We start from the raw sequence: 26,217 nt of genomic DNA on the forward strand, positions 1-26,217 counted from the left end.
CTGCCAATTATTTAAGAACTTGCGTCTATATTAATGCTATACATATGAGTAGTCTAAGGAGGAAGCCCGTATCGCAGCCCAAAAAACTATACTTCTTGTCGACGATGAGAAGGAAATTATCGATCTGTTGGAAATTTATTTGAAAAATGAAGGCTATCTGCTTCTGCGCGCAACTGATGGGGAAGCTGCCTTGAACATTTTACAAAAAGAGGAGGTTGATTTGATCGTGCTCGATATTATGATGCCGCGAATGGATGGAATTGAGGCCTGCCTCAAAATCCGTGAGCACAAAAATATGCCTATAATCATGCTCTCAGCCAAGGGACAGGATATGGATAAAATTATGGGGCTGAGCAGCGGTGCCGATGATTATCTGGCCAAACCTTTCAATCCGTTGGAGCTAATTGCCCGCATTAAGTCGCAGCTGCGCCGATACACGCGCCTCAACATCACCACGGCCAGCAAAGAGCATGAAATCGAGGTGGATGAGCTGCTCATCAATACACAGACACATGAAGTGAAGCTCGACGGCCGCATAATTAAGCTAACCCCACGAGAATTTGCCATTCTGGAGCTGTTAGCTCGTCATCGTGGTGTTGTGTGGAGCATTGAAAAGATTTATGAAACGGTCTGGCAGGAAGCCTACTTCGATTCCAACAATACTGTCATGGTCCATATCCGTAAAATTCGCGAGAAAATAGAAGCCAATCCGCGCAAGCCCAAATATATCAAAACCATCTGGGGGGTTGGCTACAAAGTTGAGTAAACATCCGTCTTTACCTCCGACATCACGCTTAAATCGATTCCCTTTCACCTGGTTTCCATTTAACTTGCTGCGTGCCTTGATTCTGTTAGCTATGGACTTATATCAAATTATGAAAAAGCAGGTCGGACGAAGCCTGAGATTGCAGCTAATGGTTGCTTTTGCCTTTTGTCTGGCTGCATCGCTAATCTTCTACTCCCTTAGCACGGCTCTGTTCGGCGGGATCAATAAAGATCCTGTCATTGATTACAAATCGGGGGTCGAGCGTATCGATAATGCGGCGAAGAGCTTGGCAGAGGTACTAAGCCATGAATACTCCAACCACGATAACGAAGTGAACAATCCCGAATCACAGATCGAATGGGAAAAGGAGAGAATGCTGGACTTTACCGAGCAGGTCAAACGGGAAAGTTCTATGAACAGGTACAAAATAGTGGTCACCGATCTCACAGGCAAAGTTTTATTTCAAAGCTCCAATTCAGCTGAAACCAGTGTAGACATTCATAAATCGATCCGCAACTCGATAGACACTCAACGTGAAAGAAATATGCGGCAAGAGACCTCGAGCCTGTATCCCGTTACTTACAAGGGGCAGTCCTCCTATCTGATCGTCAGCGGCATCCCCGAACCGAATATTACTTACAAACGCGGACAAAGTCCTTTTACAATGGTCGGCTCCATAATCTTTTTTATTGTTCTGTTCTACTTTTTGACCCAGCAGAAAATGCGCTATATCGAAGAATTAGCGGGTGGGTTGATCACGATATCAACTGGAAATTTGAACTCGCGGGTTGCGGAACGCAGTGAAGATGAGCTTGGCTCCCTGGCCAAAAATATGAATTTGATGGCCGAGCAGCTGCAGATGAAAATCGAAGAGGAGCGGAGGGCTGAACGGCTGAAGAATGAGCTGGTTACCAACGTTTCCCATGATCTGCGTACACCGTTAACATTGATCATGGGATACCTGCGTCTGCTCAATGATAAGAATTACGAAAACGAGCAGCAAGCTCAAACTTACCTTAATATCGCCTACAATAAATCGGAAAAGCTTAATTCACTGATCGACGACTTATTTATTTATACGAAGCTGACTCATCGGGATGTTCCTTTGAATAAGACAGGCATTGCGCTTAATGACTTGCTGGAGCAGCTTCTTGAGGAGTTCGTCACACCGGCTGAGGAGCAGCAGGTTATTCTGTCTCGCAATATCCCTAAGGAGAAAATATTCGTAAATATTGATGTTGATCAGATGATACGAGTGTTCGAGAACCTGTTGGGCAATGCATTGAAGTACAGCCCGAAGCCGGGAGTCATCTCGATAAGCATGGTCAGGGAGCAGCAGTATGGTATCGTCCGGATTAGCAATATGGCTGAGGAGCTGTCTGAGCAGGAGCTCGAACGATTGTTTGATCGTTTTTTCCGGGTGGATGCTTCCCGCTCCTCTCAGACAGGCGGTTCGGGTCTCGGGCTCGCTATTGCCAAAAGCATTGTCGAAGCTCACGAAGGCTTCATAGGAGTGGAGCAGCAAGACGGCGAGTTAATCTTTTACATTAAATTAAAGCTCGATTAAAACTTTATTCATGATCCGTATCTAAGAGGGAGACTGTATGGCCGCCTGCATCCTGTGGCAACTACAGTCCCCCTATTCACCTATTCAACATACGATTAACAACACTTTTAGGATATCCAGACACAATCCTCAGGCTTCTTATCCAACAAAAATCCTTTAAACACCGTTGTTTTCAATTGATGCATATCCGTCCGCTCGAGATACTCAATCCGGCAGCATAAGCATGGTTGAATCCATTGTGTCTTCTGGTCCTCTGTCGTGTGAAGCTGCTGCGCAAGCTCCAAGAACTGTAGTTTATCCTCCTGCTTAAACCCAAGCTCCACTACACCAACCGGCTTGTTTTTGACCGTTCTGAAATTCAATCCTATAATAAGTCCGAATGGACTGGTTCTATAACCCAGGATGAGCACATCCACAGTTTTGACATGGTTGATTTGCAGCCAGTCCTTGCTTTTCGTATCCGGAATGTACCTCGACGCTTTCCGCTTCGCTACGATCCCTTCCATATTATGTTCCTTGGTCAATTCAAACAAGGCATTGCCCTGACCTGTTAAATACATGGTGGGCATTATCGAAGGCGAAGCAGTAACAATCTCACTTATCCGCTGCTTCCTCTCCAATAAAGGTTCTTTCATGTGCTCCCTGTCCGTACATAAAACATCAAAAACAATAAATGATGCAGGATGAGTATGAACGGCGCTCTTAATCCGTGTGGAGTTGCTCAAGCGCCCCCGGTAAGTAAAATCATCAAAAACAGGCCTTTGACCACGCAATACGATGCCTTCACTATCTAAAATAGCGGTATGCGCTTTTATTGCCGCCGCGACTTCCTTCAACTCAGGGAACTTGTCCGTTACTAAATGCCCATTAGATGTATAAGCTTCTATTCGTTCACCCTGCTTGTGTAAAAGAATGCGCCAACCATCCCATTTCGGTTCAAAGATGAATTCATCATCATCGAATGGCTCCTTGCCCAGACTTAGAAGCATTGGCTTGATTCGTGTAAAAAGCATTTAAACCACCTCATTACACCATTGTTCCATACTAAGCCTGCTCTAAACCATCCTCCAATTAATGTTCTATCTTCCTCAATTTAACATTACGAAGGTTTGCATACAACAAGGATGTCAGGTTTTTTTACAAGTAGTCATCATGATTATCCAAAATAGCAATCGGTAAGAAATCCCGCCATCTGGTGCATGCTATTATATAGGTGAGAGCTATCCAAACCAAAGGACGAAAGGATGTTGTAATTATGGCTAAACATGCACCTTATATTTTTTCCGAGGACGCAAGATCTCAAGCAGAGTTTTACACGAAAGCGCTTGGCGGAGAGATTCAGTCCATTATGACCTATGGAAATCTTCCGGATGCCAATGAAGCAAACAAGGACAGAATCATGCACTTGAGTCTCACGGCCGCGGGGATTAACATCCTGATGTGTGATTCTCTATACGAGCCAATTCGTCATGGCAATGCCATTCATCTGTGTCTGGAATTCTCAACCGAAGCCGAAGCCCGTGAAGTATTCGACAAGCTTGCGGAAGGGGGCAATATCAAGCACCCGTTGGGAATGGAATTCTGGGGCGCAATGTTCGGACAAATCGAGGACAAATTCGGCGTATTGTGGATGATCACCACCGAGCCCAAAAGTCAATCTTGATTCAGCCTACCTGAATCGTTCATACCTAATAGCGGCAGCCAAGAGCATGAATATCATGTTCTTGGCTGCCGCTATCGTTTTATGTACCGAATTTTTGCGTCTCTCTCAATCTTTCTTTATAATCTATTTATTTTCAATAGGAATCATAATTATGAATTCAGGGTCTTTAACATAAGGATCTTGATGGATAGGGTATTCCTCGTAATGTGTGACCTCTCCCTTATGTAATTGATACCCCTGACTTGCAATCCAGGCATACATATTTTTGTATGAGAGATCAATATTTTGATCTTTCTTGTGCTCGCACTTTGCATAGGTTAATGTCGGAACCGTTATACTTACCATTCCATCAGGAATGTGCTCGGCACTTTCAACCTCCATAACCGAATAGTGTGTAAATCCTCCTTCATTAATATGATAGGACAAGCCTAATAGAATATCTGGATATAAAACATCCCGTATCTCCTGTAACCGTCTTTTTATTTCGGTATGAACCGCTCGAATCCCACCCGCTCCCGCTTCTGCAAATGTTCCTTCCCATTTCAACCCCACTGCCTGAAAAGACTCTTTTGTAATAATAGTTGATTCATTCCTCTGTTCCAAAATAACCATCCTCCCGAAATGAATGATAATATCTCAATACTATTTTACACGAATAAGGTTACAGAAACTGGAAAAATATTTTTGCACGTGAGCGATTAAACATCTGCATCCCTCTAAAATCGTAGAGACAGTCTGTCATTTCCCTCGATACGCTTTTTCATGGTAATCAGTAATATAAGTGAACAAAGTTTTACCGTCATCCAGCGGTGCAAAATCCTCATTAAAGCTCAAGTACATAGCTCTATAAGTCTCTGGAACCCAAATATAGGGATGGACATAGTCTGTCAAATGAAACCCGACTTTTTCCCAAAACCGGATACGCTCCGCATTTTCCTCAGTCGGTTCAGCCTCAACCTCTATAACGATGCCACGGCAATCAGCCGTGCTCTCTGCCCATGCCCGAATATCTTCTATGCATTTTCGGCCTAAGCCTTTGCCACGCTGATTTTGTCGAACCGCTATATAATCGATGATCAGCACTTTTGCATTTCGATTTATCGCGGTGAGGGCCATCGCAACCACATCAGTACCCTCACTCCAAGTATGGAGAGTACAGATTTCTCTTTTGAACATACGTTGAATGAGCGATCGATTTTTCCTTCCGTGTACAGGAAACGCCTCCTCATAAACTTGCTCCGCTTTAAGCCATAACGCTTCATCCCACTCTGCGGTTGTATGGTATTTCATAGCCATTGTTCTTCATCCTTTTCGTAAATTGTTCCTCAATTCATGAGTATACAGGTAGCCGCCGCTTTGTAAGGAACATCCCGGTAATTGTAGAATTATTTAGTATGATGACAAAACGTAAAATTATTCTCATTCTAGGAATATTTGATCATCATTCACAGGGCAGCCGTGGAATCGGGTTGTTCAATATGGAGCGAAGGCAGAAGCAGTTGTATGGCTTTGGGCTTCATATAGACAGCAGCCAGAATGAAGGTATCAAGGTCTCCTTCAGAGCAATGAAATAATGCTGCCTAAGCTTTGAAAGCTTTTAAAGAAGCTTCTCCCCACTCTTAAGAGCCCCTATTCTGTCTTGGTCAAGACAAGGATAAGGGTCTTTAACATATACGGGGATGAATTTTAATTGTGCCAAAATCATCAATCACTGTATCATTAAAAATCGAAGCAAGCCCAATATGGCAAAACAGAAGAGTACGATACCAGCACCAATCCCCGTAATTGCGCTGTTAGCAATATTAAGTTTTTTGGATACAACTAATGAGGTTACAACAACACCAACGAGGAGCGTCCCTAAAATATACAAGCTGAAATCATTAAAAACGCTTTTTAACCAGAAAAAATGAACACCTACAATAAAAGCAATCCAAGGGGCAATATAATCATTACGTTTATATTTAATCAAAATAAAAGCACCTATAGCTGCTAATAAAAATTCAATGATTACGAAAATCAAATAGTTTTGGAATGCACCAGGATCCGATAAAGCAGAGCGATCATGCCAATGTGTTATACTCAAGTAAATACCGACTAAACCTACTATCAGCGGAGCTGAAGAAGCGATCCCAATATACTTCCGCCAACTTTTTCTAGGATTCTCCTGAGCCCAGCCGAACCAGCTAAAACTAAATATACCGAAAATAGCTGCATACATCACATAATCCCTAACATATTCCATGATTACCCCCCTATTAAAAAATTCTGGTCCATATGGTATTAGTAAATGCGAAGCTGCTGCCATTTCGATTTACTTAGACTTTCCCGTGTTCCCTACCATCCCTTATGATCTATTAAAGTTTTTATTTGCGAAATGTGATGCTGATTATGCCAAACAAGCCTTTGAAGGGCAGTATCTATAGTGATTTTACCCAATACTTGAGTTTTCAATCTTCTATTAAAATCTTCCGGTCTCAAACTATTTATCAGAATCAGAAATCGGCTGTGAAGTAATTCCAGAAGTAAAATGGATGTCTCAACAGGAGTATCCTTGTAATCGCTTAATTCTGCCCACAAGTCTTCTCGATAAGTCTGCGACATGGGTTCATCCTCAGTTAGCGCTCTCTTGAATCGCAAGTAAGCATTCATGTCATTATCAGCTATGTGATGGACGATTTGTTGAATTGTCCAGCCCTCAGGACGGTATGGAATTTGAAGCTGATCCGGCTGAAGTCCCATAACAAGACTTCGAAGAGTTATTGCAATAGTAGGGATTTGATCTATAAAGTTTCTCCGCTCTTCCAAATTAGGATTGAGCAGCGGTGCAAACTGACCCATTGGAAAACGTAGTTTATCCATTCGTTGATTAACCCCCTTATTTCTTTTGGAGCTCTAGATTTAGTAAATGCAGCATTTCCTTTTCTTCCTCTTCTACGACCTCCCCTAATCTTACAGCTATTGTCGGTACTAACCATACGTCTATTTCCTCTTTACTTATTTCTTGTAATCTTAAATATTCAGTCAAATAAACATCATGAAAAAATAATCGGCTATTTCTATCCAGCAGCCAATCCGGAGGATCATCTGGTAGGGCGTGAGATCTTAACATTAAAAGAGTTCTCATTACATCTGCCTTGGGATTACCGACTAAAGTATTAAACCAATCTACTATTACAGGTCCTCTAGGTGACATAATGATGTTGTCTGGATGAAAATCATAGTGACATATTGTATGAGCTGCCGGTAATTTATCAAGCAATCTTATGATTTCTGTTCGGCTTTCGATGGTTATATGGTTTAATCTGTTTATTTTCTTGGTTAATTCCTGCTTTAAATTGGGCGGATGCTTATGAGTGGCTCTATGTATTTCTGCATGTAAAGCAGCCATAATCTTAGCGTGTTTCGATAAACTACTCTCTGTCGGTTCAATCAATCTCATCAATGTACTTCCAACTATTCGTTCATAGATTATCCCTTTACGGTCTTCTATTTCAACCAGCTCAAATACTTCTGCCGCGGGTAAGCCGATCTGGTTTATTATTTTTGTATTAGTCATTTCCTGATTAACATTGTCATCTTTTAAAAATAACTTTAATACCTTTGTTTCTCCCCATTCAAAAACTTCGGCAGTTCTCCCTCTCGCTAAAAGTCGCCCTTTTTCCACTACTATTCTCCTTTACATATAACCACAGGACTGTGGAGGTTGTTTTTGTAAAGCTTCTCTATTCATTCATTTGATTTAAATACTCATCTAATAAAAGGGGAGAATACAATTTTTCACCTGGATTGTCTCGCACTTTACTCCATATTTGCGCAGCAACTTTCATTCGGTCTTTAAAACCCTTCGTTCGAGAGTCTTTATTAAAGTCTTTTACAAAATTGTTCCATTGATATGTTTTTTCTTCCGGGCTTTCAAGCTTCGTTTTCCCCTCATACACCTGAATTAAATCAGCAACTGTCATTTCAATATTACCTTGACGTTCCGCTTCTCGTAATGCCGCTGCCATTTCTTTTGTAAAAGTAAATTTATTTTTGTTGTAATATTTGGCGAAAAATTCCCTTGCCTTCTGGTTAAACTTAAATCCATCTGGAATAAGCCTTGTACTTAGCGATAGTTCATTCAGTTCTTGTTTCTTTCTTATGTTTGTATTTAAAAGACGATGATCAATGGTTTTTTCGCCGATTAATAATTTTTTGATCTTCACTTCCAGCTCTGCTTTTGTCCCGGACGATGAGATGTTATGCATGCTGCAGATGTGGATTAATTCATTCTTATACCAATAATGTTTTTCGAACTCTTGGATTGATAGATCCAGTGAAAAATCTGGCCGCTGTTGGTTAACGCTCATACGATTCTCCTTAACTTTTTCCGTTAGTTTCATTTTATGTTCATGTTATTTGCTATTAATTCCTGCTACGGCACCAATAATGACTCCGACTCCAATGATTAAATATTTGAGGTATAAAGCTTTTATTAATAAGTAAGTATTAAACATTGCGCTTGAAAGAATTATTGTTTGAGAAATTGAAATAACCGCAAGGTAGAGTTGACCACACTATGAACCGTAAGTTAAGTCCTGCTACTGTATAATTCAATAAATCGCATAATTTCCCCTCTAATCAAGGAAATTATTACCTGAATACACCACAAGAATGCTTACGCTGCATTTGCGTGAATAAGAGGAACAGCCGCTGTTGAAGTCTTGTTCCTATGATGAACAAGCTTGCCATGATGGAGTTGGAACACATCTTGCTTACTGCAACCAAATAGTAAACGGCTAGATGCTCCCTATAGCTACTAGGCGCAGCTGTATTGTTAAAAAGCTGCGTCTGCCTAACGGGAAATCCTCCCGTTAATTCCGGGCGATGAGCGACTTTTTCACAAATAACTGGAAATCCTCATGCTAATTCGACACTTTAGCTCATCTAACCTAAAAAATATCAATATTAGAAGGAGAATTTCCAGTTAAGTCCCTCAACAAGCAATTAATAGGAGAATTAGCGCCAGAAATTCCAGTTAACCATTTCACTACCTACCGACCATGATGCTTTCACGCTTTAATAGCATTAGGGTAAGCTTCGCACACTCCAAAACATATAAATTATCAGTATATTTAAAAAGAGGCAGTCCCAAAAGAGTGTCAGTGAATGAGTCCGTCCCAACTATATACAAAGACGCCTCCAAAACCACTATGTACGTGGGGATGGAAGCGTCTTTTTGTAGGGAAATTCCCATTAGAGTGAGTGGGGTCCCAAAATCCAGAAACGGATTTGGGAACAGCCTCTCCTCACTATTTGTTCGTCAGCTAAAAAGTAGGCAGATTATCCAGATTATTCTCCTGCACACCGTCAGGCTCGCTTCGCAGAATATCGCGACCGTAGCGGTGATATACATCCACATTGGCGAGGGCACCCGCCTTAGCCTCATTCAAAGCACTTACATAATCAAGCTCACGTCCTGCCGATGTTTGAATCGCAATGATATCGCCGTCATTATTTTTACGTACGGCTACGATATGCTCTTTTCCAGCGGTCGCCGCAGTATTCATCTGATCCTGCCCCGCTTGCATTTCACCCTGTTGCCTGTACTCTTGATAAATTTGTTCGTAGCTTGGATTTTGATTCGTTGGATTTTGATTCATTGAATTCTGATTCGTTGGATTTTGATTCATTGAATTCTGATTGAATGAATTCTGATTCATTGGACCTTGATTCACTGGATTTTGATTCATTGAATTCTGATTCACTGGATCCTGATTCACTGGATTCTGATTCATTGGACCTTGATTCATCATAACCACCTCGACAGTTATGATACCCAGAAATTCCATCTATTATCAGCCCAATAGCATCACCAGATCCAAAACTCCTTCATGCTCAGGTTCCATAGCCAAAGCTTTATGAGCATAGTCCCGCGAGGAGTCATAAATCCCAACCTCATAACAGCATATCGCCATATTATAAAGCACTTCCGCTTCGGCCTCTGTTTCTTTCAATGCACGTTCATAGAACACCAGTGCGTCCTCATATAAATCCATTTGAAACAGCAGCATACCACAGTCCAAAGCTAAATTATGCTTCTCCTCCATAGGATAATAGCTATCCCACATCCGTTGGATCCCATTGCGAATATCGTTCAAATCTTTCTCATTAGCTGTTGGAAGCAGCAGGGTGATTCGCTTGGCGCTCTGAATGAATAATTGAGCATCATAGCTGCCTAATTTCCAAAAGGAATGCAGCTGGGATAGCTCCATTTGATCTAAATGCATATCAAACCATTGTTTCATACTAAAAAAATCATCCGGCCCAAAACGGTCTACAAACCTCCGGTAAGCCAGACGTGAATTGGCATAGCTCGCCGGATCTTGAAGCATAAGAATACAGCCTACATTCAAGTTACTATAGTGATGCGTTGTAAATAAGGTCTGTGCACCCTTTTGTTCAAATAGGTATTGTATCGCATGGTAATTCGCTTCCAGGGAGAAGCTTCCATGATGGATAAGCTTAGGGGGCTCAGCATATTCCCAATTTTCTATTCGATGGTCTCCTTTATCGGCCGTAAGCAGAAGAAAACCATGTTGCGACAATTCACTGAGTCGTTCCAAACACGCCAATCCTATGCCCGGAAAAAGAATATGCGAATCCTCAAGCTTTTGCTTATAGAGCTCTATTACATCATTGTAGGGGTACGATTGCTGTTCATAGCTCTCTGCTCTGCGGTAATGATACTCGGGTATGACTTTCCCAAGCTTATCCGAGGCGCTCAGATCGGCAGGCCCATCCGGAAACTGCAGAGAAATGTCACATTCATAAATCTTCCCTTCATCTACATAAAGCAGCTCTTGCGGGATACTGTCAAAAAAATAATTAGCAATAACCAGCAGCGGCTGCTCCAAATCGCCAGGCCGTATGACTGATTTAGATTGCGTCAAGTTTAGCTCTGTATCCTGAACGGCATCGAATTGTGCGAAATCCAAAACCCCTTGTTGGACATAGGGCAGTAAGCTTGTGTGCTGCTCCCAATAGGATATATTTTTGACAGCCAAGTCACTCAATATATAGCGAAAAGGAGGAAGCGGTATGCCGGCATAATCCCTTAGCTCGCATAGCTCCTTAAGAATATGAAACGCTAATCGGCCCGAACCCGCACCAAGTTCAAGTATCGTAACGGGTGCTGAAGTATGCCCTAACCTCGCTCTATCTTGAAGAAAGCCAAATATGATTTCCGCATAAGCCAATGCCATAATTGGATTATTCGTTATATATTGTGGTACTTCTTCACTTTGCCAAGCGTTGATTCCCTGCTCTTCATAATAGAATCGCTGCAGCTCCCAGATTGGCGCTTCACTAAATCGGTAAATTGGCGGTTCGGTACGAGTCATCTATTTAAACCTACTTTACTAATTGGTTATCATCCTTTAGGGATATGTGTATATCATAAGCGGATATACGCTTCGAAACAATGTCTTTAACTATAAATGCCCTGAGTTACAAATGCTTTTCAAGTACATTTCGATACTGCGCTTTGGGACGAAGCCCCACGATTTTATCTAAAGGCTGCCCTTCTTTATACACGATAACGGTTGGCATGCCCATGACGCCAGCCTCAGCGGCGGATGCAGGCAAATCCTCGCAGTTTACTTTTACTATCCTGACTTTCCCAGTCATTTCCTGATCTATCTCCTCCAATACCGGGAGCAATGCCTTACAAGGCCCACACCATGGTGCGCCATAGTCGACAAGTACGACCCCTTCGCTAATAAGAGATTTTAACATGGCGTCATTTTCCGCAACTGTTAGTGCCATTTCCTCTCACCCTCCTATTCATTATTTGCTTCCGCCTCAAGCTGCACGTAAGCTATGCGATCCAACAGATTCGCTTTAATTTGATTCAATTCGATGATTTGACGTTCGATCTCCTCCAGCTTCTGCTGGTAAATCGGCATTACATCTGTACAGAACGCCTCTTTATTCTGAAGTACGCAATTTAGGAACCCTGCAACCTGCTCTGTAGTTAAGCCGAGATTTAAATACAACTTGATCGTCTTCACCGTTTCCTCAGTGAGTGGACTGAAATCTCGGTATCCATTCGTTAGGCGTGCCGGTGCAATTAATCCTTGCTTTTCATAATAACGTAGCGACCGGATGCTGACACCCGTCAATCGCGATAGTTCACCGATCTTCATAACAATCCCCCGGGTCTATGAGAGTGGCTTATTCTTATTATAAAGTCTGACAGTAGTGTCAGGGTCAAGCGGTTTTTTTACGGCAGATTTAACAATCGTTTTGTCACAAATACAAGGTGTACCTCATTTATTTGAACAAATAGTGAACGCTTTTGAGGATCCTTATTCCCGCGACATCGTTCGAGTTACTTTTTACATGGGTTTTGATAAAGTAATCCATACGAAATCAACTAACATATGGTAGGTGCTCAATGGTTGAACTTATGGTACAAGAAGAAAAATGCTTTAGCATTGAGGAAACAGCTTTATTTTTCGGAATCACTGAAACACGGCTAGTTAATCTTCTTCAAAAAATTGAAGGGTCCGGGTATTTCTTTAAACGATCGGATAGTGGCCAATTGGCACTGACTGAAGAGGATATCATGATGATTCTCTGTTTCACCTAAGTACTCCTATGTTATCATATCAAACTAAGATGCCAAAAAGCCGCTCAGCGAAGCGGCTTTTTTATTTTTACTATTCATAGCCCAGATTACAAAAAAGAAGAGTTTATGGGTTACGAAGTCTTAAAGAAAGGAATACATTAACATTATCAGTAAGCCGTTGAGACTGGAGACTTATACATGAACGAAAGAACCTTGTATTTATTTGATGGAATTAATAAAAACTCAGTAAAAGCCGTTGTAGAGAATATACTGAAGATTAACCAATTGGACGATGAAAAAGATAAGAGAGAGAAGGACTACAAGCATGTTCCCATCGACTTGATCATCAATAGCAATGGTGGAAATGTTTATGATGGGCTAGGTCTTATTAATGTGATTGATAATAGCAAGACTCCTGTCCACACGTATGTGTATGGTCTTGCAGCCAGTATGAGCTTGCTTGTTGCAGTTAGCGGTCACAAGAGGCATTTAGGCAAACTAAGCACGCTGATGTATCATTCCATTTCAAATACAATAGGAGGCCGTTTGGAGCATTTGAAAAATCGGGTTGATGAAGGGCAGAGATTACAAAATATTTACGATCAGTATTTAATATCGAAATCTAATCTCCGGCTGGAGGATCTGAAAAGTGTTCAGGAGCATCAGCGCGATTGGTTCATTAGTCCAGAGGAAGCATTAGAGCTAGGAATTATTGACGAGATTATTTAAAATTATTTAGATGCAAGCAGGTCCCCGTTACGAACTACCCGGTACAATGCTTGATTATTTTCAATTCAGCCGATGCTATGTCAGGCTCCCCATCCTTGTTTTGATGAAAGCTTTTAGACAAGAATGGGGGGATCTATCGGGGTTATCGCTCTTCCCATTTACTTAGAATGAAGTCCATAATTTCCTGACTCGTCTCCTCGGTAAGGCCATTGCGCAATGCTGTAATGAATTCAATAAAAAGTAAAGAGACAAGCTCATCCAGCTCTATATCAAGAGGGTGATGCTTCCAACGCAAATCTTCAAAAAACACATTCACTCGGTTAACTTCCTTTGAATGCAGCCTTATGGAAAGAGTCAAAAACTCGCTTTCCTCCTTTTTGCCGTTCTTAGTAGTTAGGCTCCAATGAAATTTGGTTGGTGCGCTTGAATCGGACACTTTTTTGCCAATGTTATTGGGTGTCGTAAGGACGCTTCCGTATAACCTGCTCAAAGAGGATAGGTATTCGTATAGATCCTTTCCCTGCCGGACACTTTCCAGAAAATTATCAAACAACAGCTTCGCAAGAAAAGCTTTGTTTAATCCGGTCAATTCTTCCTCAGTCATATATTTAACATCCTCTATAAAAGCATCCGCACGATTAAAATAGTCACGAGGCGCACGAACCTGAACCGTTTGGTAGGACTCAGATGACCTCCCGTTAAACATACCTGTCCATTTTTTGAAAGCGATCATATACCCAGCTCCCCCTTCTTCCCCTCTATTAACTACTATTACGAATCTAGCAATTTTATGACATAAAAAAAAGAGCCGCCTAGTAGCAAGCCCCTCATTAATCGTTATGCAGTTAAATTAAATCGAGATACTAATTCTATCTATTTGGAATACCAGTACAGAGCATATTCAGTCATAGTAGAGGCGTAGCCCAGCTGGCGTAACATAGCCGTAATATTGCCACGGTGGTACGTAGCATGATTCACAATTTGCAAAACGATTTCAGCATAGCTGGTTTCCCGTATTCCAGCATATGGGTTATCTACAACTATCGTTTTTTCCATATTGTCCTGTTGGTTGAAAAATGCTTTAAACTGCTCGGATGATTCCAAAAACAACGTTTCCAGTTCCTCAAGGCTCTTTGCTTCGGTATTCTCTTTCAATTGATTAGCATATACCAAAGCTTCACTCATACTTTTACCCAAAAGGATGTTCAACCAACAGATATCCGTTATGTAAATATGAGGCATTGCCTTCGAAATCGATGGGAAAACGCTTTGAATCTCCTTATTGTAAATGTCCTGAGGAATTTCCTTTAATCGATCAAGCATAGTTTTATTCGCCCATACATTGAAGTTATACATTTCTATTGAGGTATGCGCCATATAAAAAGCCTCCTATTTTCAATTCATTTTCCAATTAATTAGCTTATAACAAAATAGTAGCACAACTACCCTGACAGCTGTTTGTCAGGGTTATCTAATGATGCTATGAATTTAGCTTGCTATCGTTTTAAAATAATGATAAATCTTATTTAATTTATCCTCTTGTTTCCCCTTGGGACTTTCCATATTCCCGAATTCAAAGAACTTTACTTTCTTTATTCCCACATAACTAAACAAAGCTTTTTTCATTAATACTTTGTGCGCATTATTTAACCAAAACAAAGGATATAACGCGGGCCCCTTCATGGAAGAAATACAAACTACCGAACGTCCCTTTAAAAGTCCTTCTGGCAGCAGTCCACCTGTATCTTTGTAAGCGAAGCCTGACGCAAACATTTGGTCGATGTACCCCAAAAGCATAGCAGGAGGCCTTCCCCACCATATGGGATACACGAAGACGATTTTGTCGGCCCACATAATCTGATCCCGATACTTGGCAAGCCTGGGTTCAGATTTCATATCTCTTCGGCGTTTATTCTCATTGAACACAAGGACAGGGTTAAACTCCTCCTCATATAAATCCAGTACCTTGATCTCCGTAATATGAGGATTTTCGGTGCTTCCCTGTATGACTTTTTGCAAAAATGCGTAGCTTAGGCTCTGATGATTAGGATGCGTATAAATAACTAAAGTTTTCATTGAACCACCTCATTACTTATCATTTGATAAGCAAATAGTAGCATGTCGTTATTTTGTTGTCAAATGATAATTGTTTTATGATAATCAATTTGTTATGGTATCCCTAAGAGGTGATTTCTGTGGATAAAAAAGCTTTTTTTCAAAAATTCGTATCCTTTACCACTGCTGTTCTGCAAGTGAAACATGAGCTTACCAAAGATATTAAATCCGATGCCATTACACCTGTTCAATATAATATTCTCGAATATATAGCGGTTAGTCAGCCCGTTACCCTAAGCGAGATTAGCGATTGTCAGCATATGTCCATGCCGAACACGAGCCGTGAACTGAAGAAGCTTACCGAAAAAAATCTATGCGAAAAAGTCGCCGTTACCGAGGATCGACGCAAGCAATATATCCGTCTCTCCGAAGGAGGACAAGCCATAATGGACGAAGCCTTCAAGCGTATTGAAGCTCGTTTTCTGCAGCAGATGAAGGATGCTTCTGCAGAAGATCTGCAAGAAATAGAAAAAGCTCTGGATGTGCTTAACTCCAAAGTGTTTCATTCCAATAAATCAGTGTAACCGCGATAAACTCTTCCTGTGAGAGCCCCCTTTGAATTTTTTGGGGGTCATTTTTGTTACTCAAGATTCATTTTTCGCGTGGTGTGCAAGAGCATTGTCATTGTCATCGTCATCGTCATTGCCAGACACATTATTAAGAATATTGTCTTCTAATACAGTAAATTTATCCCCATACTCTTTGATAATATGGTTTTCACCCCAAGCGCATAGGGAGTCCAAGATCGATTTCAAACTCCATCCATATTCGCTCAGCTCGTACTCCACCTTAGGAGGAACTTGGTTATAGCTAATTCGATTCAATATGCCATCTTGTTCTAATTCTCTCAGCTGCTGAGTTAACATTTTTTGTGTAATTGCTGGCATAAGACGTTTTAAATCACTTGTTCGTTTTTTCCCATGCGTCAAATGACAGAGGATTACACATTTCCATTTACCCCCGATCACCTCGAGCGTTGCCTCCACTGAAATGTTATATTTCTTTTTGATCACACACTCTTCCCCCTAACTACGCTTATAGGAACCTATTAGTTTGTGGGTACTTTTTAGTTCCTATATCACTTCAAAGTACGTACTATTCATTTCTATTCAAATAATACATAATAACATCTACCGGCCGGTAATACCATACTGTAGGAGTTGTGAAACAAATGTCATTGGACTCAAAGAGAAGTACATTCGCGCTCCTTGCATTAGCCATCAGCGCCTTTGCTATTGGAACAACGGAGTTCATCAGTGTAGGACTGCTGCCTCTCATTTCTGAGGATCTAAATATATCGGTTACAACATCCGCATTAACGGTTACTTTATATGCTTTAGGGGTAACTTTTGGGGCGCCCATCCTAACATCCTTAACCTCTAACATTCCGCGCAAAACGTTATTAGGTTGGATTATGGTTGTTTTTATTGTGGGCAATAGCCTTGCCGCAGCAGCAAGCGGCATTGGCTTGCTTCTGGCAGCTCGCGTTATCTCCGCGTTAGCACACGGAGTGTTTATGTCCATTGGCTCAACCATAGCAGCGGACCTTGTCCCTGAAAACCGCAGGGCTAGCGCCATAGCCATCATGTTCTCCGGGCTCACGGTAGCGACTGTTACAGGAGTACCCTTGGGTACCTTGATCGGGCAGCAATGGGGTTGGCGGGCTGCATTTATCGGGATCGTTGTAATCGGCATTATAGCCTTTATAGCTAATATGACATTGATTCCATCCGATTTGCGCAGAGGAGCTAAAACGCCCTTCCGTACTCAGCTTAAACTTGTTACTAATGGGCGTTTGCTGCTTGCATTCTCCATTACTGCCATAGGGTATGGAGGCACATTTGTCGTCTTTACTTATTTATCCCCATTGCTTCACGACATAACCGGATTTAAGGAAACAACAGTAGCGCTTATTCTCCTTATTTACGGTATTGCCATAGCCATCGGCAACGTAATTGGAGGAAAAGCTGCCAACCGTAAGCCGGTTTCCGCCTTGTTCTATATGTTTATTTTACAAGCTATTGTACTTCTTATCTTAACGTTCACCGTCCCGTTCAAAGCAGCCGGTTTGATTACGATTTTCTTTATGGGATTGTTAGCTTTTATGAACGTACCGGGATTACAGGTGTATGTAGTTATGTTAGCTGAACGATTTGCACCGAAAGCTGTAGATGTAGCTTCTGCCGTCAATATCGCCGCATTCAACGCCGGCATTGCGATTGGAGCCTATTTAGGTGGTGTCGTTACGGATTCTATTGGACTTATTCATACAGCTTGGGTTGGATCGTTAATGGTTTTTGGAGCCGTAATTCTAACCGGTTGGGCACGAGCCTTGGAAAAAAGAGATGAAACCAACCACAAACAAAAGTCAGCAGCTTAAATGACCTTGGTATCGACTAAAAAGTTATTCTGCTCGCAATTGGGACGCTGCAATAAATCGTATCTCATTAATATTTGCTCAAAACAAAACTAGGAGGCTTATTCTATGATCGCGAAACATTTACAAGATACAACAACATTACACAATGGTATCAAAATGCCTTGGTTCGGGCTCGGAGTATTTAAAGTAGAAGAAGGGGAGGAGCTGGTCCATGCTGTAAAATCAGCCATAAAACATGGCTACCGCAGTATCGATACGGCTGCTATTTACGATAATGAAAAGAGTGTCGGTCAAGGGATTCACGAAGCCATTGTAGAGACCCGGATCGCTAGAGAAGATCTTTTTGTTACATCCAAGGTTTGGAATGCCGATCTCGGATATGAGTCCACATTGGCCGCCTATGAAACAAGCTTGAACAAGCTAGGCTTGGACTATCTCGATTTATACCTTATTCATTGGCCTGTTGAAGGTAAATATACCGAGTCGTGGAGAGCTTTGGAGACCCTATATAAAGAAGGGCGTGTAAAGGCGATTGGAGTAAGCAATTTTCAGATCCATCATATTGAAAAACTTATGAAAACAGCAGCTATTAAACCTATGGTGAACCAAGTGGAGCTTCATCCCCAATTAACTCAAAATGAGCTGATTAGCTTCTGTAAGGAGCATGGCATTCAAGCGGAAGCATGGTCACCGCTAATGCAAGGTCAGCTATTAGATCATCCGGTCTTACAAGAAATTGCAAATAAGTATAACAAATCGATTGCCCAGATTATTCTGCGTTGGGACTTGCAGCATGGGATTGTAACGATTCCAAAGTCTACTAAAGAACATCGGATCATAGAAAATTCGGCCGTATTTGATTTTGAGCTTTCAAAAGAAGATATAGCCCGGATTGATGGCTTAAACCAAAATCATCGTGTGGGTCCAGATCCGGATAACTTTGACTTTTAAGATGAGCCTTCTTCTATGTAATTTCAAAAGGATGTTAGAAGAGAGTACCGATTCGATGGTACTCTCTTAAACCATGCTAGTCTGTAGTCACATACTCGTTTTTTCCAGCGCCCATACCAAAAATAAAAATAAGGATCGACGCGACAATCAGCATCAACAACGGGATAGTCCAGCTATGCGCTGCATCATGCAACAATCCAAACAATGTAGGACCTACTGCAGCAAGCAAATACCCAAATGATTGCGCCATTCCTGATAGCTCGGCTGCTTGATGCGTATTATGTGTGCGAAGGCTAAAAAACATCATAGCTAAACTGAAGGCAACTCCAGCTCCAATACCAATCATAATGACCCATAAAGGGATTAGTGTCGTACCTCCATACAGAATACCCAATATTCCAGCCATAAATAATAAAGCGGTTATGGCGACTAAAATACGCTGATTCTTCATATATCCCGCCAGAATAGGAACAATAAATGTAAAGGGAAGGACTGCAAATTGCATCAAGGAAAGCATCCATCCTGCTGAACTTGAGCTTAATCCTTGTTCTTGAAGAATCACAGGCAACCAAGCAATAACCGTATAGAAAATAAGGGATTGCAGCCCCATATATAAAGTCACTTTCCAAGCCAATCTGGAACGCCACAAGCTGACAGACTTGGTTTGCTGCTCCAAGCTTACTTTTCTAGCTGATTGGAGCTGTGTCCGCATTTGTGGAATCCAAAATAAGAGAGCAATAAAGGACAAGATTCCCCAGCAGCCAAGAGCGCCCTTCCAGCCTAACCCCATTGAAGACGAGATTGGAGTACTAAGCCCCGATGCAATGGCTCCGCACAGGTTCATCGAAACTGCATAAACCCCTGTCATAATTCCAATACGCCCGGGGAATTTTTGTTTAATAAGACTCGGCAGCAGTACGTTGCAAACAGCAATTGATAAGCCAAGCAGGATGGTACCGGCAAATAATGCTCCTACTCCAGCGAATGATCGTAACAAGATTCCGACTGTTAACATGACCAATGATGCCAGCAGCACAACTTCTATGCCGAAGCGTCGTGATAACTTAGGTGCAAAGGGTGAAAGTATTGCAAAAGCAAGTAAGGGAACAGTGGTTAAAGTACCGGTTACTGTGTTGGATATTCCCAGACTGTCACGAATGGAAGCCACCAGAGGTCCTATAGATGTTAAAGGCGCTCTGAGTGTTGCTCCAATAAAAATGATTCCAATAATAAGCAGCCATACCCCTGTCTTTGGTGCTGCTGTAATTTCAAGTTGTGTTTTGTTTCTTGTTTGCTGCTGAAAACTCATGATAATCCTCCAATATCTAAAGATAAGGCTTCTTTGAATTGATAAATATATTCATTTACAGCTTCAACGGCCTGATCCGTATTTTGTTCGATAATGGCAGCTACAAGCTTACTATGAATTTTTTGATCAGAATCCGTATGCGAAGTAATTTCCACCAGGTTATGAACAGAAGCCTGCAAGGATTCTGTCATATGCTCGTACAAATCAATCAGGACACTGTTATGAGTTGCTTGTGCTATCGCTTGGTGCAGCTTAATATCAGATTCAGCGTAGGCCTGAAGGTCCTTTGCATCTGCGGCAGCTTGACAAGCAGCGATGCACATACGCAACCTGTCCAAATCTTCTTCATTGCGCCTTATAGCTGCTAATTGTGCAGCTTCCCGCTCAAGAGCATGCCGAACCTCCAATGTTTCTAATATATTGGACTTCTGGATGCGCCGATTAAGTGCAGCCCCGAGGACGCTTGATGAACTTACGAAGGTACCGCTCCCTTGTCTTGTTTTCAGAAGTCCTGCATGAACAAGTGCTCGTATCGCTTCTCTTAATGTATTGCGACTCACATCGAACTGCTGCATCAATTCCAGTTCAGGTGGTACACGGGTTCCAACAGACCATTTTCCAGATTCAATTAAAGATTCAATTTGTAATACGACTTGCTCGACAAGCGATAAACGATTTGTTTTAGCTATATCCATTTACGCACCTCAAAATTTGTAGGATGTTTGGTTTATTGGTTAACCCAACATAACATATGAATGTGAAAATGTAAATAAAAATAAAGCTCAACAAGAAAAAGAACCTTATACCACACTGTGGTTTTAAGGTCCTTTATACTACACCTGCCGAGCTTCCAGCCTACGAGCTACAATGGATAACGAATAGTTAACAATAAAATACATAACTGCAGCGAGCAATAAGATTGGGATTACGAAATTAACGTTCTGCCCATTAATAATTTGTGCATTATGCATTAATTCTCCTAAAGATATAACGACAGCAAGCGATGTGTCCTTCAGCAGTGAGATAAATTGGCTCACCATTGGCGGGACCATACGGCGGAGCGCTTGTGGAAGCACAATAAACCAAAGCGTTTGCAGATAGGACAAACCCGATGACCGGGCGGCTTCTATCTGGCCTTTATCAATTGATTTTAATCCGCTTCGCACAATCTCCGAAATCATCGCCGCTTCAAAGATGGTCAGCGCAACAATCGCCGCATTCACAACACTTAGCTTAATTCCAACTTCGGGGAGAGCAAAAAACGTAAAGAAAATGATCAACAGCAGAGGAAGGTTGCGAATCGTTTCCACAATTATGGCAGTTAGCTGTGAGATTACGGGAATTTTCGTATACCGAATCGTCCCCAGTAAGCATCCGAGCAAGAAGCTGAGCAGGATCGCTATCCCTGCTACTTTCAATGTTATTCCCAAGCCTTGCAGCATGAACCATAAATGATCCCACGTATACGCACCTGCAAAATCCATAAGGTCTCACCTCCAAAGCAAACCTAAACCAGCTTAACTCACTCCCGCCATTCGTCGTTCCAGATAGGAAAGCCCGATGCTGAGCGGAATGGTAATAACAAGGTAGAATAGGGCTACAAAAATATAGACGCTAAACGTAACAAATGACTTGGTAGAAATAAGGTCGGCATAATACATCAAATCCAACCCTGCCACGACACTTAATATCGATGAGTTTTTAACAAGGTTCAAAAATTGGTTGCCTATCGGAGGGATAACAATTTTGATAGCCTGAGGTAATACAACATAATACATCGTTTGGTTATAGGTTAATCCTGATGCACGTGCGGCTTCGGTTTGCCCCTTCGGCACAGCCTGTATTCCCGCCCGAACCGCTTCAGCTATAAACGCGGCTGTGTAAATAGTCAACGCTAATGTGCCCGCAACAAAGCCGCTAAGCGGTAACCCAAGTACGGAAGGAGCAAGAAAAAAGAAAAACACAATCAAAATAAGTGGAATGTTGCGAATAAATTCAACAAAAACAGTACCTAGCCAATTCAAGGGCTTAATAGGAGCTATTCGCATCACTGCAACAATCGTCCCCAGAATAAAGCTTCCCACCAACGCGATAAGACTTACCTGAAGCGTATTCAAGAAGCCTTCCATGTACATATCCCAATACTTAAATAAAATATCAAATTTAAGCTTATCCATACCCTTGCGGCGCCTCCTTCCGCTAATGGAACAAGGGTGAGCAGCTTACAAGCGAAGCTTGCTCATCCCTTAGTCCGGCGTACTATTTACTCGGCTTTTCTCCAATCCATTGCTCATACAATTTGTCGTATTGACCGCTAGCCTTGATTGATTTCAAGAAATCATTAACATAAGCAGTGTAAGTTGTATCGCCTTTCTTAATGGCCATTCCATAAGGCTCATCTGTAAAGGTTCCTCCTACTACCTCATAGTTAGGATCCTGTTTAACCATACCGTACAAAATGGCATTATCCGTAGTTAATGTATCACCCTGACCCGCTTTCAGAGCGGTGAACGCTTCTTGATAATTTTCAAACTCAAGCACCGTTGCCTCCGGGGCTTTGGCACGAATATTGGTTGTTGAGGTTGAGCCTTTTACAGCCAGCACCTTAACTCCTTTTTTCACATCTGCCACTGATTTGATAGCACTTCCTTTTTTAACTAACAGAGACTGACCTGCTTTAAAATATACATCCGAGAACTCGACTTCTTTTTTACGTTCCTCTGTAATGGTCATAGTAGCTATAATCATGTCAATATCACCGTTATTAAGCATTGGAATCCGCGTTTTGGAAGTAACTTCTTTTAATTCCAGCTTCGTTTCATCGCCTAGTATTTGTTTCGCCAACGCTTTGGCTAAATCGATATCAAATCCTTCGACCTTGCCGGTACCCGGGTCCTTCAATCCGAACAGCTTGGTATCAAACTTAACGCCCGCTACCAGCTTGCCCCGTTTTTTGATCGCATCTAAAGTACTGTCCACCGCTTTTCCAGATTCCGCGCCTCCAGTTTTTGGCGCATCTGTACCTGGCGCGGGCGCGGGAGCGGCAGTGCCGCAAGCGGTTAAAGCGAGCATTATCGTAATCATAATCAGTGTGAACGTCATCCCCATCTTCTTTCTACTCATTGAACAAACCCCTCTCCTAATGATTTATTAATGCTGCAGCAAGCGGCCAAGGAATAGTTGGGCCCGTTCCTCTTTTGGATTATTGAAAAAATCATCCGGTGCCCCTTCCTCAACAATGAACCCCTGATCCATAAAGACAACGCGATCTGCAACCTCGCGGGCGAATCCCATTTCATGTGTTACTACAACCATAGTCATTCCATCATGTGCCAAGCCCTTCATAACATCGAGCACCTCACCAATCATCTCCGGATCAAGTGCAGAGGTTGGTTCGTCGAATAACATAATCTGTGGCTTCATTGCGAGCCCGCGGGCTATCGCTACCCGCTGCTGCTGTCCGCCTGAGAGCTGGGATGGAAAAGCGTCCGCTTTCTCAGGTATCCCAACCTTCTCCAAGTACTGCATGGCTATTTGTTTTGCTTCCTGCTTTGATATTTTGGATACCTGGACAGGTGCCAATGTGATATTTTCCAAGACAGACATATGCGGATACAGATTAAAATGTTGAAACACCATCCCAATGTTGCGCCGCAGCTTGTTAACATCTGTCTTCTTGTTATGCAGCTCGGCAGCATTTACTGTCAATTCTCCATCTGTGATAGTTTCCAGCCGGTTGATACAGCGAAGCAAGGTACTTTTCCCCGAGCCTGATGGTCCAACAACAACTACTACTTCCCCTTGCCGGATGGATAGATTGATCTGTTTAAGTACATGAAATTTTCCATAATGTTTATTAACGTTGCGAAATTCGATCATGAGCCGCCACCCAACCTCCCTCAGGCTATACCAAAAATATAACTTTATAAATTATCTTTTTGATATATTAATAATGTATGTTGTTATATTCGGGTTATGCTATACAACATTAACGGATATCAGGGAATGCTCGATTTCATTGTGCAGCACCTGCCTTTAAATGGTATTAACCTCATTTCATGAATTACGAATCTCGGATCGTTTAACAATTTTCCAAAGTATGAAAAGCTTACTGATCGAAGCTCTTTCGAGGAAGATACATTCGTGTCCTTAGCGGTGGCTTTTCTTGCAATCTCAGCCTTGTTCAGCTCCGCTGAAAACTTATAAGTCTGATAGTATAAGAAAAGCTTTCTGATCGAAGCCCTTTCGAGGAAGATGCATTCGTGTCTTAGCGGTGGCTTTTTTTACAATTTCAGCCTTGTTCAGCTCCGCTGAAATCTTATAAGGCTGATATAACAAAAAAAACTCACCTCAAAAGTCGCCTTTTGGGATGAGTTTTTTATTGTTGTACGAGGTTGTTACTTCACATAGTTCCCGATAAACTTGGCTACCTCTTGATCATAAGCCTCCGGATTTGTCTGTCTGGCCATGCCGTGTCCGGCTCCAGGGACGATGAACAATTTCTTATGTGTCGGGCTATTCTCGTACAGTTCATATACCATTTGGGTTGGGACAAACAAGTCGGTGTCACCATGAATGAACAGCGTTGGTGTTTTGGATTTTTTCACTTGCTCCAAGGCTGAAGCTTCGCCAAAAAAGTAACCGGCCCGAAGTTTGGTCAACAGGCTGGTCGATTGAATAAGCGGAAATGAAGGGAGGTGGTACATTCGTTTCAGCTGATAGGACAACTGATCTTTAACCGACGTATACCCGCAATCCTCCACGATCACTTTGACGTTCGGAGGCAAATCCTCGCCGCTGGTCATTGTTACAGTCGCTGCCCCCATGGATATACCATGAAGAACAATTTGCGCCTGGCTGCCCGTTTGTTCGATAACCCTATCGATCCACTTGACGTAATCCTGACGTTCCGACCATCCGAACCCGATATAGTTTCCTTCGCTTCGCCCATGACCGCGAGCATCCGGCATCAGAACATTAAAGCCAAGTGAATCTCTATACATTTTGGCCAGTTCACGCATCTGCTCGGATTTACCGGAATAACCGTGTGCGAGAATTGCCGTTTTGTTCGTTGGCTGATCGGCTACTAAATAATAGGCGTGAAGCTTGAATCCATCATTGGATACTAGGCTCCATTCCGAATAAGCTTGTTTCCTCCACCATTCTTCAATGCTTTGAAAAGGCTTCTGAGCCGTTACTTTAACCTCTAAATCTGGATTACCATTTAAAAAACTTTTGTCCGTACGAGCTATAGCTACATGATAGAAATAAAAGCTGGCTAAAGTGATAAATAAGATTATTATGAGAACAATAATGATAACCGTCACAAGTAACACCCTCTATTTACTTTTTAAAATCATTCATTTTAATCTACACGTTTACGTTTATTGTATAGTATTGCTTAAATCAAAGGATTATAAGAAAAAAGTTAATTTGAGCTTTATTTGAGTTTTATTCGGCTGAAAATGGCACATATATAAGAAAAGCTTCTGATCGAAGCCCTTTCGAGGAAGAGACATTCGTGTCTAAGCTGTAGCTTTTCTTGCAATAACAGACTTCTTCAGCTCCGCTGAAAACTTATAAAAGTCTGATATTATAAGAAAAGCTTCTGATCGAAGCCCTTTCGAGGAAGAGGCATCCGTGTCTAAGCTGTAGCTTTTCTTGCTATAACAGATTTCTTCAGCTCCGCTGAAAACTTATAAAAGTCTGATATTATAAGAAAAACTGGCAGGTAAACAGGTAAACAATCCTTACGACCCTTTAGGTACGTAACATACTCTGGTACATGGAGAGAGAAGAAAGTGTGGGATTACATCCAATGATCGTGCATGTTCTTTGAAATGTTGCCTTGCCGCGAAGGAAACACATCTTGCACCATAACCCTCAAATTTGTAGAAAGCAACGACCTTGTCCATCATGCAGCGCCACAACGAGCGATCTAAGATGCCCCACATAATTAGCTGGAAATCCTCCAGTTAATTCCAGTAGAATAGGGATTTATTTGCAATTAACAGGAAAACGTCCACTAGCGTTGCATCGAAGCTAACACACAAATATTAATTCTATAATTTACTATTTATGTAATTATATATTATATTTTCATGGACAAAACATAAAAAAATCTCC

At 41.8% G+C, this 26,217-nt stretch carries 30 protein-coding genes; 8 read left to right on the forward strand and 22 right to left on the reverse strand.

The features are described from left to right. The first annotated feature begins 88 nt into the window (after positions 1-88). Positions 89-766 carry a response regulator transcription factor gene (locus ACFQ0C_RS13185; RefSeq protein WP_379367485.1) on the forward strand — a complete coding sequence of 226 codons (678 nt, stop codon included), beginning with the start codon at positions 89-91 and terminating at the stop codon, positions 764-766. After that, complete coding sequence (locus ACFQ0C_RS13190) at positions 759-2,333, forward strand: sensor histidine kinase (protein WP_379367433.1); 1,575 nt, start codon at positions 759-761, stop codon at positions 2,331-2,333. Before ACFQ0C_RS13185 ends, ACFQ0C_RS13190 begins: the two co-directional genes overlap by 8 nt. Before the next feature lie 107 nt (positions 2,334-2,440). Here ACFQ0C_RS13190 and ACFQ0C_RS13195 read toward each other — a convergent pair whose 3' ends face one another. Next, positions 2,441-3,346, reverse strand: a complete 906-nt coding sequence (locus ACFQ0C_RS13195) for an ATP-dependent DNA ligase (protein ID WP_379367435.1) — start codon at positions 3,344-3,346, stop codon at positions 2,441-2,443. 242 nt (positions 3,347-3,588) lie between these two features. Between ACFQ0C_RS13195 and ACFQ0C_RS13200 the strand changes: the two genes are divergently transcribed. Then, the gene (locus ACFQ0C_RS13200) at positions 3,589-3,996 is read left to right on the forward strand and encodes a VOC family protein (RefSeq protein ID WP_379367437.1); all 408 of its coding nucleotides are present in this window, start codon (positions 3,589-3,591) and stop codon (positions 3,994-3,996) included. Between the two features lie 123 nt (positions 3,997-4,119). On the opposite strand, the gene ACFQ0C_RS13205 is transcribed toward ACFQ0C_RS13200, so the two are convergent. Continuing rightward, positions 4,120-4,608 (reverse strand): GyrI-like domain-containing protein, encoded by a 489-nt coding sequence (locus ACFQ0C_RS13205; RefSeq protein ID WP_379367439.1) that lies wholly within the window; start codon positions 4,606-4,608, stop codon positions 4,120-4,122. A 126-nt stretch (positions 4,609-4,734) separates the two neighbouring features. Next, positions 4,735-5,292 carry a GNAT family N-acetyltransferase gene (locus tag ACFQ0C_RS13210; RefSeq protein ID WP_379367441.1) on the reverse strand — a complete coding sequence of 186 codons (558 nt, stop codon included), beginning with the start codon at positions 5,290-5,292 and terminating at the stop codon, positions 4,735-4,737. 98 nt (positions 5,293-5,390) lie between these two features. Between ACFQ0C_RS13210 and ACFQ0C_RS13215 the strand changes: the two genes are divergently transcribed. Continuing rightward, complete coding sequence (locus ACFQ0C_RS13215) at positions 5,391-5,570, forward strand: ATP-binding protein (RefSeq protein ID WP_379367443.1); 180 nt, start codon at positions 5,391-5,393, stop codon at positions 5,568-5,570. 134 nt (positions 5,571-5,704) lie between these two features. Here the strand turns inward: ACFQ0C_RS13215 and ACFQ0C_RS13220 are convergent, their stop codons facing one another. From ACFQ0C_RS13220 to ACFQ0C_RS13255, 8 genes are all read right to left on the reverse strand, one after another. Continuing rightward, positions 5,705-6,238, reverse strand: coding sequence for a hypothetical protein (locus ACFQ0C_RS13220; RefSeq protein WP_379367445.1), 534 nt, complete (start codon positions 6,236-6,238; stop codon positions 5,705-5,707). Positions 6,239-6,330: 92 nt separating this feature from the next. Further along, the gene (locus ACFQ0C_RS13225) at positions 6,331-6,855 is read right to left on the reverse strand and encodes a YfiT family bacillithiol transferase (protein WP_379367447.1); all 525 of its coding nucleotides are present in this window, start codon (positions 6,853-6,855) and stop codon (positions 6,331-6,333) included. A 16-nt stretch (positions 6,856-6,871) separates the two neighbouring features. Then, positions 6,872-7,660, reverse strand: coding sequence for a phosphotransferase family protein (locus ACFQ0C_RS13230; protein WP_379367449.1), 789 nt, complete (start codon positions 7,658-7,660; stop codon positions 6,872-6,874). 58 nt (positions 7,661-7,718) lie between these two features. After that, positions 7,719-8,345, reverse strand: a complete 627-nt coding sequence (locus ACFQ0C_RS13235) for an SAP domain-containing protein (RefSeq protein WP_379367451.1) — start codon at positions 8,343-8,345, stop codon at positions 7,719-7,721. 957 nt (positions 8,346-9,302) lie between these two features. Then, positions 9,303-9,638 (reverse strand): DUF3892 domain-containing protein, encoded by a 336-nt coding sequence (locus ACFQ0C_RS13240; protein WP_379367487.1) that lies wholly within the window; start codon positions 9,636-9,638, stop codon positions 9,303-9,305. 195 nt (positions 9,639-9,833) lie between these two features. Beyond that, on the reverse strand, positions 9,834-11,378 hold the full coding sequence (locus ACFQ0C_RS13245) for a tetratricopeptide repeat protein (RefSeq protein ID WP_379367453.1): 1,545 nt from the start codon (positions 11,376-11,378) through the stop codon (positions 9,834-9,836). Between the two features lie 106 nt (positions 11,379-11,484). Next, on the reverse strand, positions 11,485-11,802 hold the full coding sequence (gene trxA / locus ACFQ0C_RS13250; RefSeq protein WP_258216730.1) for a thioredoxin: 318 nt from the start codon (positions 11,800-11,802) through the stop codon (positions 11,485-11,487). Between the two features lie 14 nt (positions 11,803-11,816). Beyond that, complete coding sequence (locus ACFQ0C_RS13255; RefSeq protein WP_258216731.1) at positions 11,817-12,182, reverse strand: MerR family transcriptional regulator; 366 nt, start codon at positions 12,180-12,182, stop codon at positions 11,817-11,819. 623 nt (positions 12,183-12,805) lie between these two features. Between ACFQ0C_RS13255 and ACFQ0C_RS13260 the strand changes: the two genes are divergently transcribed. Then, the gene (locus ACFQ0C_RS13260) at positions 12,806-13,336 is read left to right on the forward strand and encodes an ATP-dependent Clp protease proteolytic subunit (protein WP_258216732.1); all 531 of its coding nucleotides are present in this window, start codon (positions 12,806-12,808) and stop codon (positions 13,334-13,336) included. Positions 13,337-13,478: 142 nt separating this feature from the next. Here ACFQ0C_RS13260 and ACFQ0C_RS13265 read toward each other — a convergent pair whose 3' ends face one another. The 3 genes from ACFQ0C_RS13265 to ACFQ0C_RS13275 all read right to left on the reverse strand — a co-directional run bounded on the left by ACFQ0C_RS13265 (position 13,479) and on the right by ACFQ0C_RS13275 (position 15,412). Then, complete coding sequence (locus tag ACFQ0C_RS13265; protein WP_258216733.1) at positions 13,479-14,069, reverse strand: hypothetical protein; 591 nt, start codon at positions 14,067-14,069, stop codon at positions 13,479-13,481. A gap of 140 nt (positions 14,070-14,209) precedes the next feature. Beyond that, positions 14,210-14,713 carry a DinB family protein gene (locus tag ACFQ0C_RS13270; RefSeq protein ID WP_379367457.1) on the reverse strand — a complete coding sequence of 168 codons (504 nt, stop codon included), beginning with the start codon at positions 14,711-14,713 and terminating at the stop codon, positions 14,210-14,212. 111 nt (positions 14,714-14,824) lie between these two features. Next, complete coding sequence (locus tag ACFQ0C_RS13275; RefSeq protein ID WP_379367459.1) at positions 14,825-15,412, reverse strand: NAD(P)H-dependent oxidoreductase; 588 nt, start codon at positions 15,410-15,412, stop codon at positions 14,825-14,827. 119 nt (positions 15,413-15,531) lie between these two features. Between ACFQ0C_RS13275 and ACFQ0C_RS13280 the strand changes: the two genes are divergently transcribed. Further along, positions 15,532-15,975, forward strand: a complete 444-nt coding sequence (locus tag ACFQ0C_RS13280; RefSeq protein ID WP_379367461.1) for a MarR family winged helix-turn-helix transcriptional regulator — start codon at positions 15,532-15,534, stop codon at positions 15,973-15,975. 60 nt (positions 15,976-16,035) lie between these two features. Here the strand turns inward: ACFQ0C_RS13280 and ACFQ0C_RS13285 are convergent, their stop codons facing one another. After that, complete coding sequence (locus ACFQ0C_RS13285) at positions 16,036-16,461, reverse strand: winged helix-turn-helix transcriptional regulator (RefSeq protein ID WP_379367489.1); 426 nt, start codon at positions 16,459-16,461, stop codon at positions 16,036-16,038. A 161-nt stretch (positions 16,462-16,622) separates the two neighbouring features. Between ACFQ0C_RS13285 and ACFQ0C_RS13290 the strand changes: the two genes are divergently transcribed. Continuing rightward, positions 16,623-17,831, forward strand: a complete 1,209-nt coding sequence (locus ACFQ0C_RS13290) for an MFS transporter (protein ID WP_379367463.1) — start codon at positions 16,623-16,625, stop codon at positions 17,829-17,831. 108 nt (positions 17,832-17,939) lie between these two features. Continuing rightward, positions 17,940-18,782, forward strand: coding sequence for an aldo/keto reductase (locus tag ACFQ0C_RS13295; RefSeq protein ID WP_379367491.1), 843 nt, complete (start codon positions 17,940-17,942; stop codon positions 18,780-18,782). Positions 18,783-18,858: 76 nt separating this feature from the next. On the opposite strand, the gene ACFQ0C_RS13300 is transcribed toward ACFQ0C_RS13295, so the two are convergent. From ACFQ0C_RS13300 to ACFQ0C_RS13330, 7 genes are all read right to left on the reverse strand, one after another. After that, positions 18,859-20,091 (reverse strand): CynX/NimT family MFS transporter, encoded by a 1,233-nt coding sequence (locus ACFQ0C_RS13300; RefSeq protein WP_379367465.1) that lies wholly within the window; start codon positions 20,089-20,091, stop codon positions 18,859-18,861. Further along, positions 20,088-20,786 carry a FadR/GntR family transcriptional regulator gene (locus ACFQ0C_RS13305; protein ID WP_379367467.1) on the reverse strand — a complete coding sequence of 233 codons (699 nt, stop codon included), beginning with the start codon at positions 20,784-20,786 and terminating at the stop codon, positions 20,088-20,090. Before ACFQ0C_RS13305 ends, ACFQ0C_RS13300 begins: the two co-directional genes overlap by 4 nt. A gap of 138 nt (positions 20,787-20,924) precedes the next feature. Beyond that, complete coding sequence (locus ACFQ0C_RS13310; RefSeq protein WP_379367469.1) at positions 20,925-21,575, reverse strand: amino acid ABC transporter permease; 651 nt, start codon at positions 21,573-21,575, stop codon at positions 20,925-20,927. 33 nt (positions 21,576-21,608) lie between these two features. Then, positions 21,609-22,268, reverse strand: coding sequence for an amino acid ABC transporter permease (locus tag ACFQ0C_RS13315; RefSeq protein ID WP_379367471.1), 660 nt, complete (start codon positions 22,266-22,268; stop codon positions 21,609-21,611). 82 nt (positions 22,269-22,350) lie between these two features. After that, positions 22,351-23,214, reverse strand: a complete 864-nt coding sequence (locus tag ACFQ0C_RS13320; protein WP_379367473.1) for a transporter substrate-binding domain-containing protein — start codon at positions 23,212-23,214, stop codon at positions 22,351-22,353. A 27-nt stretch (positions 23,215-23,241) separates the two neighbouring features. Then, positions 23,242-23,970 carry an amino acid ABC transporter ATP-binding protein gene (locus tag ACFQ0C_RS13325; RefSeq protein WP_258216742.1) on the reverse strand — a complete coding sequence of 243 codons (729 nt, stop codon included), beginning with the start codon at positions 23,968-23,970 and terminating at the stop codon, positions 23,242-23,244. 518 nt (positions 23,971-24,488) lie between these two features. Next, positions 24,489-25,427 carry an alpha/beta hydrolase gene (locus tag ACFQ0C_RS13330; protein ID WP_379367476.1) on the reverse strand — a complete coding sequence of 313 codons (939 nt, stop codon included), beginning with the start codon at positions 25,425-25,427 and terminating at the stop codon, positions 24,489-24,491. Positions 25,428-26,217: the final 790 nt, after the last annotated feature.

It is taken from the genome of Paenibacillus sp. GCM10027630, assembly GCF_042676305.1.
In the GTDB taxonomy this organism is placed as follows: Bacteria; Bacillota; Bacilli; order Paenibacillales; family NBRC-103111; genus Paenibacillus_S.

Coding starts and splice junctions, on each gene's coding strand:
- ACFQ0C_RS13195 (WP_379367435.1), bottom strand. CDS start 3,346: ATGCTTTTTACACGAATCAAGCCAATGCTTCTAAGTCTGGGCAAGGAG.
- ACFQ0C_RS13200 (WP_379367437.1), top strand. CDS start 3,589: ATGGCTAAACATGCACCTTATATTTTTTCCGAGGACGCAAGATCTCAA.
- ACFQ0C_RS13205 (WP_379367439.1), bottom strand. CDS start 4,608: ATGGTTATTTTGGAACAGAGGAATGAATCAACTATTATTACAAAAGAG.
- ACFQ0C_RS13210 (WP_379367441.1), bottom strand. CDS start 5,292: ATGGCTATGAAATACCATACAACCGCAGAGTGGGATGAAGCGTTATGG.
- ACFQ0C_RS13215 (WP_379367443.1), top strand. CDS start 5,391: ATGATGACAAAACGTAAAATTATTCTCATTCTAGGAATATTTGATCAT.
- ACFQ0C_RS13220 (WP_379367445.1), bottom strand. CDS start 6,238: ATGGAATATGTTAGGGATTATGTGATGTATGCAGCTATTTTCGGTATA.
- ACFQ0C_RS13225 (WP_379367447.1), bottom strand. CDS start 6,855: ATGGATAAACTACGTTTTCCAATGGGTCAGTTTGCACCGCTGCTCAAT.
- ACFQ0C_RS13235 (WP_379367451.1), bottom strand. CDS start 8,345: ATGAGCGTTAACCAACAGCGGCCAGATTTTTCACTGGATCTATCAATC.
- ACFQ0C_RS13240 (WP_379367487.1), bottom strand. CDS start 9,638: ATGAATCAAAATCCAACGAATCAAAATCCAAGCTACGAACAAATTTAT.
- ACFQ0C_RS13245 (WP_379367453.1), bottom strand. CDS start 11,378: ATGACTCGTACCGAACCGCCAATTTACCGATTTAGTGAAGCGCCAATC.
- trxA (WP_258216730.1), bottom strand. CDS start 11,802: ATGGCACTAACAGTTGCGGAAAATGACGCCATGTTAAAATCTCTTATT.
- ACFQ0C_RS13255 (WP_258216731.1), bottom strand. CDS start 12,182: ATGAAGATCGGTGAACTATCGCGATTGACGGGTGTCAGCATCCGGTCG.
- ACFQ0C_RS13260 (WP_258216732.1), top strand. CDS start 12,806: ATGAACGAAAGAACCTTGTATTTATTTGATGGAATTAATAAAAACTCA.
- ACFQ0C_RS13265 (WP_258216733.1), bottom strand. CDS start 14,069: ATGATCGCTTTCAAAAAATGGACAGGTATGTTTAACGGGAGGTCATCT.
- ACFQ0C_RS13270 (WP_379367457.1), bottom strand. CDS start 14,713: ATGGCGCATACCTCAATAGAAATGTATAACTTCAATGTATGGGCGAAT.
- ACFQ0C_RS13275 (WP_379367459.1), bottom strand. CDS start 15,412: ATGAAAACTTTAGTTATTTATACGCATCCTAATCATCAGAGCCTAAGC.
- ACFQ0C_RS13290 (WP_379367463.1), top strand. CDS start 16,623: ATGTCATTGGACTCAAAGAGAAGTACATTCGCGCTCCTTGCATTAGCC.
- ACFQ0C_RS13300 (WP_379367465.1), bottom strand. CDS start 20,091: ATGAGTTTTCAGCAGCAAACAAGAAACAAAACACAACTTGAAATTACA.
- ACFQ0C_RS13305 (WP_379367467.1), bottom strand. CDS start 20,786: ATGGATATAGCTAAAACAAATCGTTTATCGCTTGTCGAGCAAGTCGTA.
- ACFQ0C_RS13310 (WP_379367469.1), bottom strand. CDS start 21,575: ATGGATTTTGCAGGTGCGTATACGTGGGATCATTTATGGTTCATGCTG.
- ACFQ0C_RS13315 (WP_379367471.1), bottom strand. CDS start 22,268: ATGGATAAGCTTAAATTTGATATTTTATTTAAGTATTGGGATATGTAC.
- ACFQ0C_RS13320 (WP_379367473.1), bottom strand. CDS start 23,214: ATGAGTAGAAAGAAGATGGGGATGACGTTCACACTGATTATGATTACG.
- ACFQ0C_RS13325 (WP_258216742.1), bottom strand. CDS start 23,970: ATGATCGAATTTCGCAACGTTAATAAACATTATGGAAAATTTCATGTA.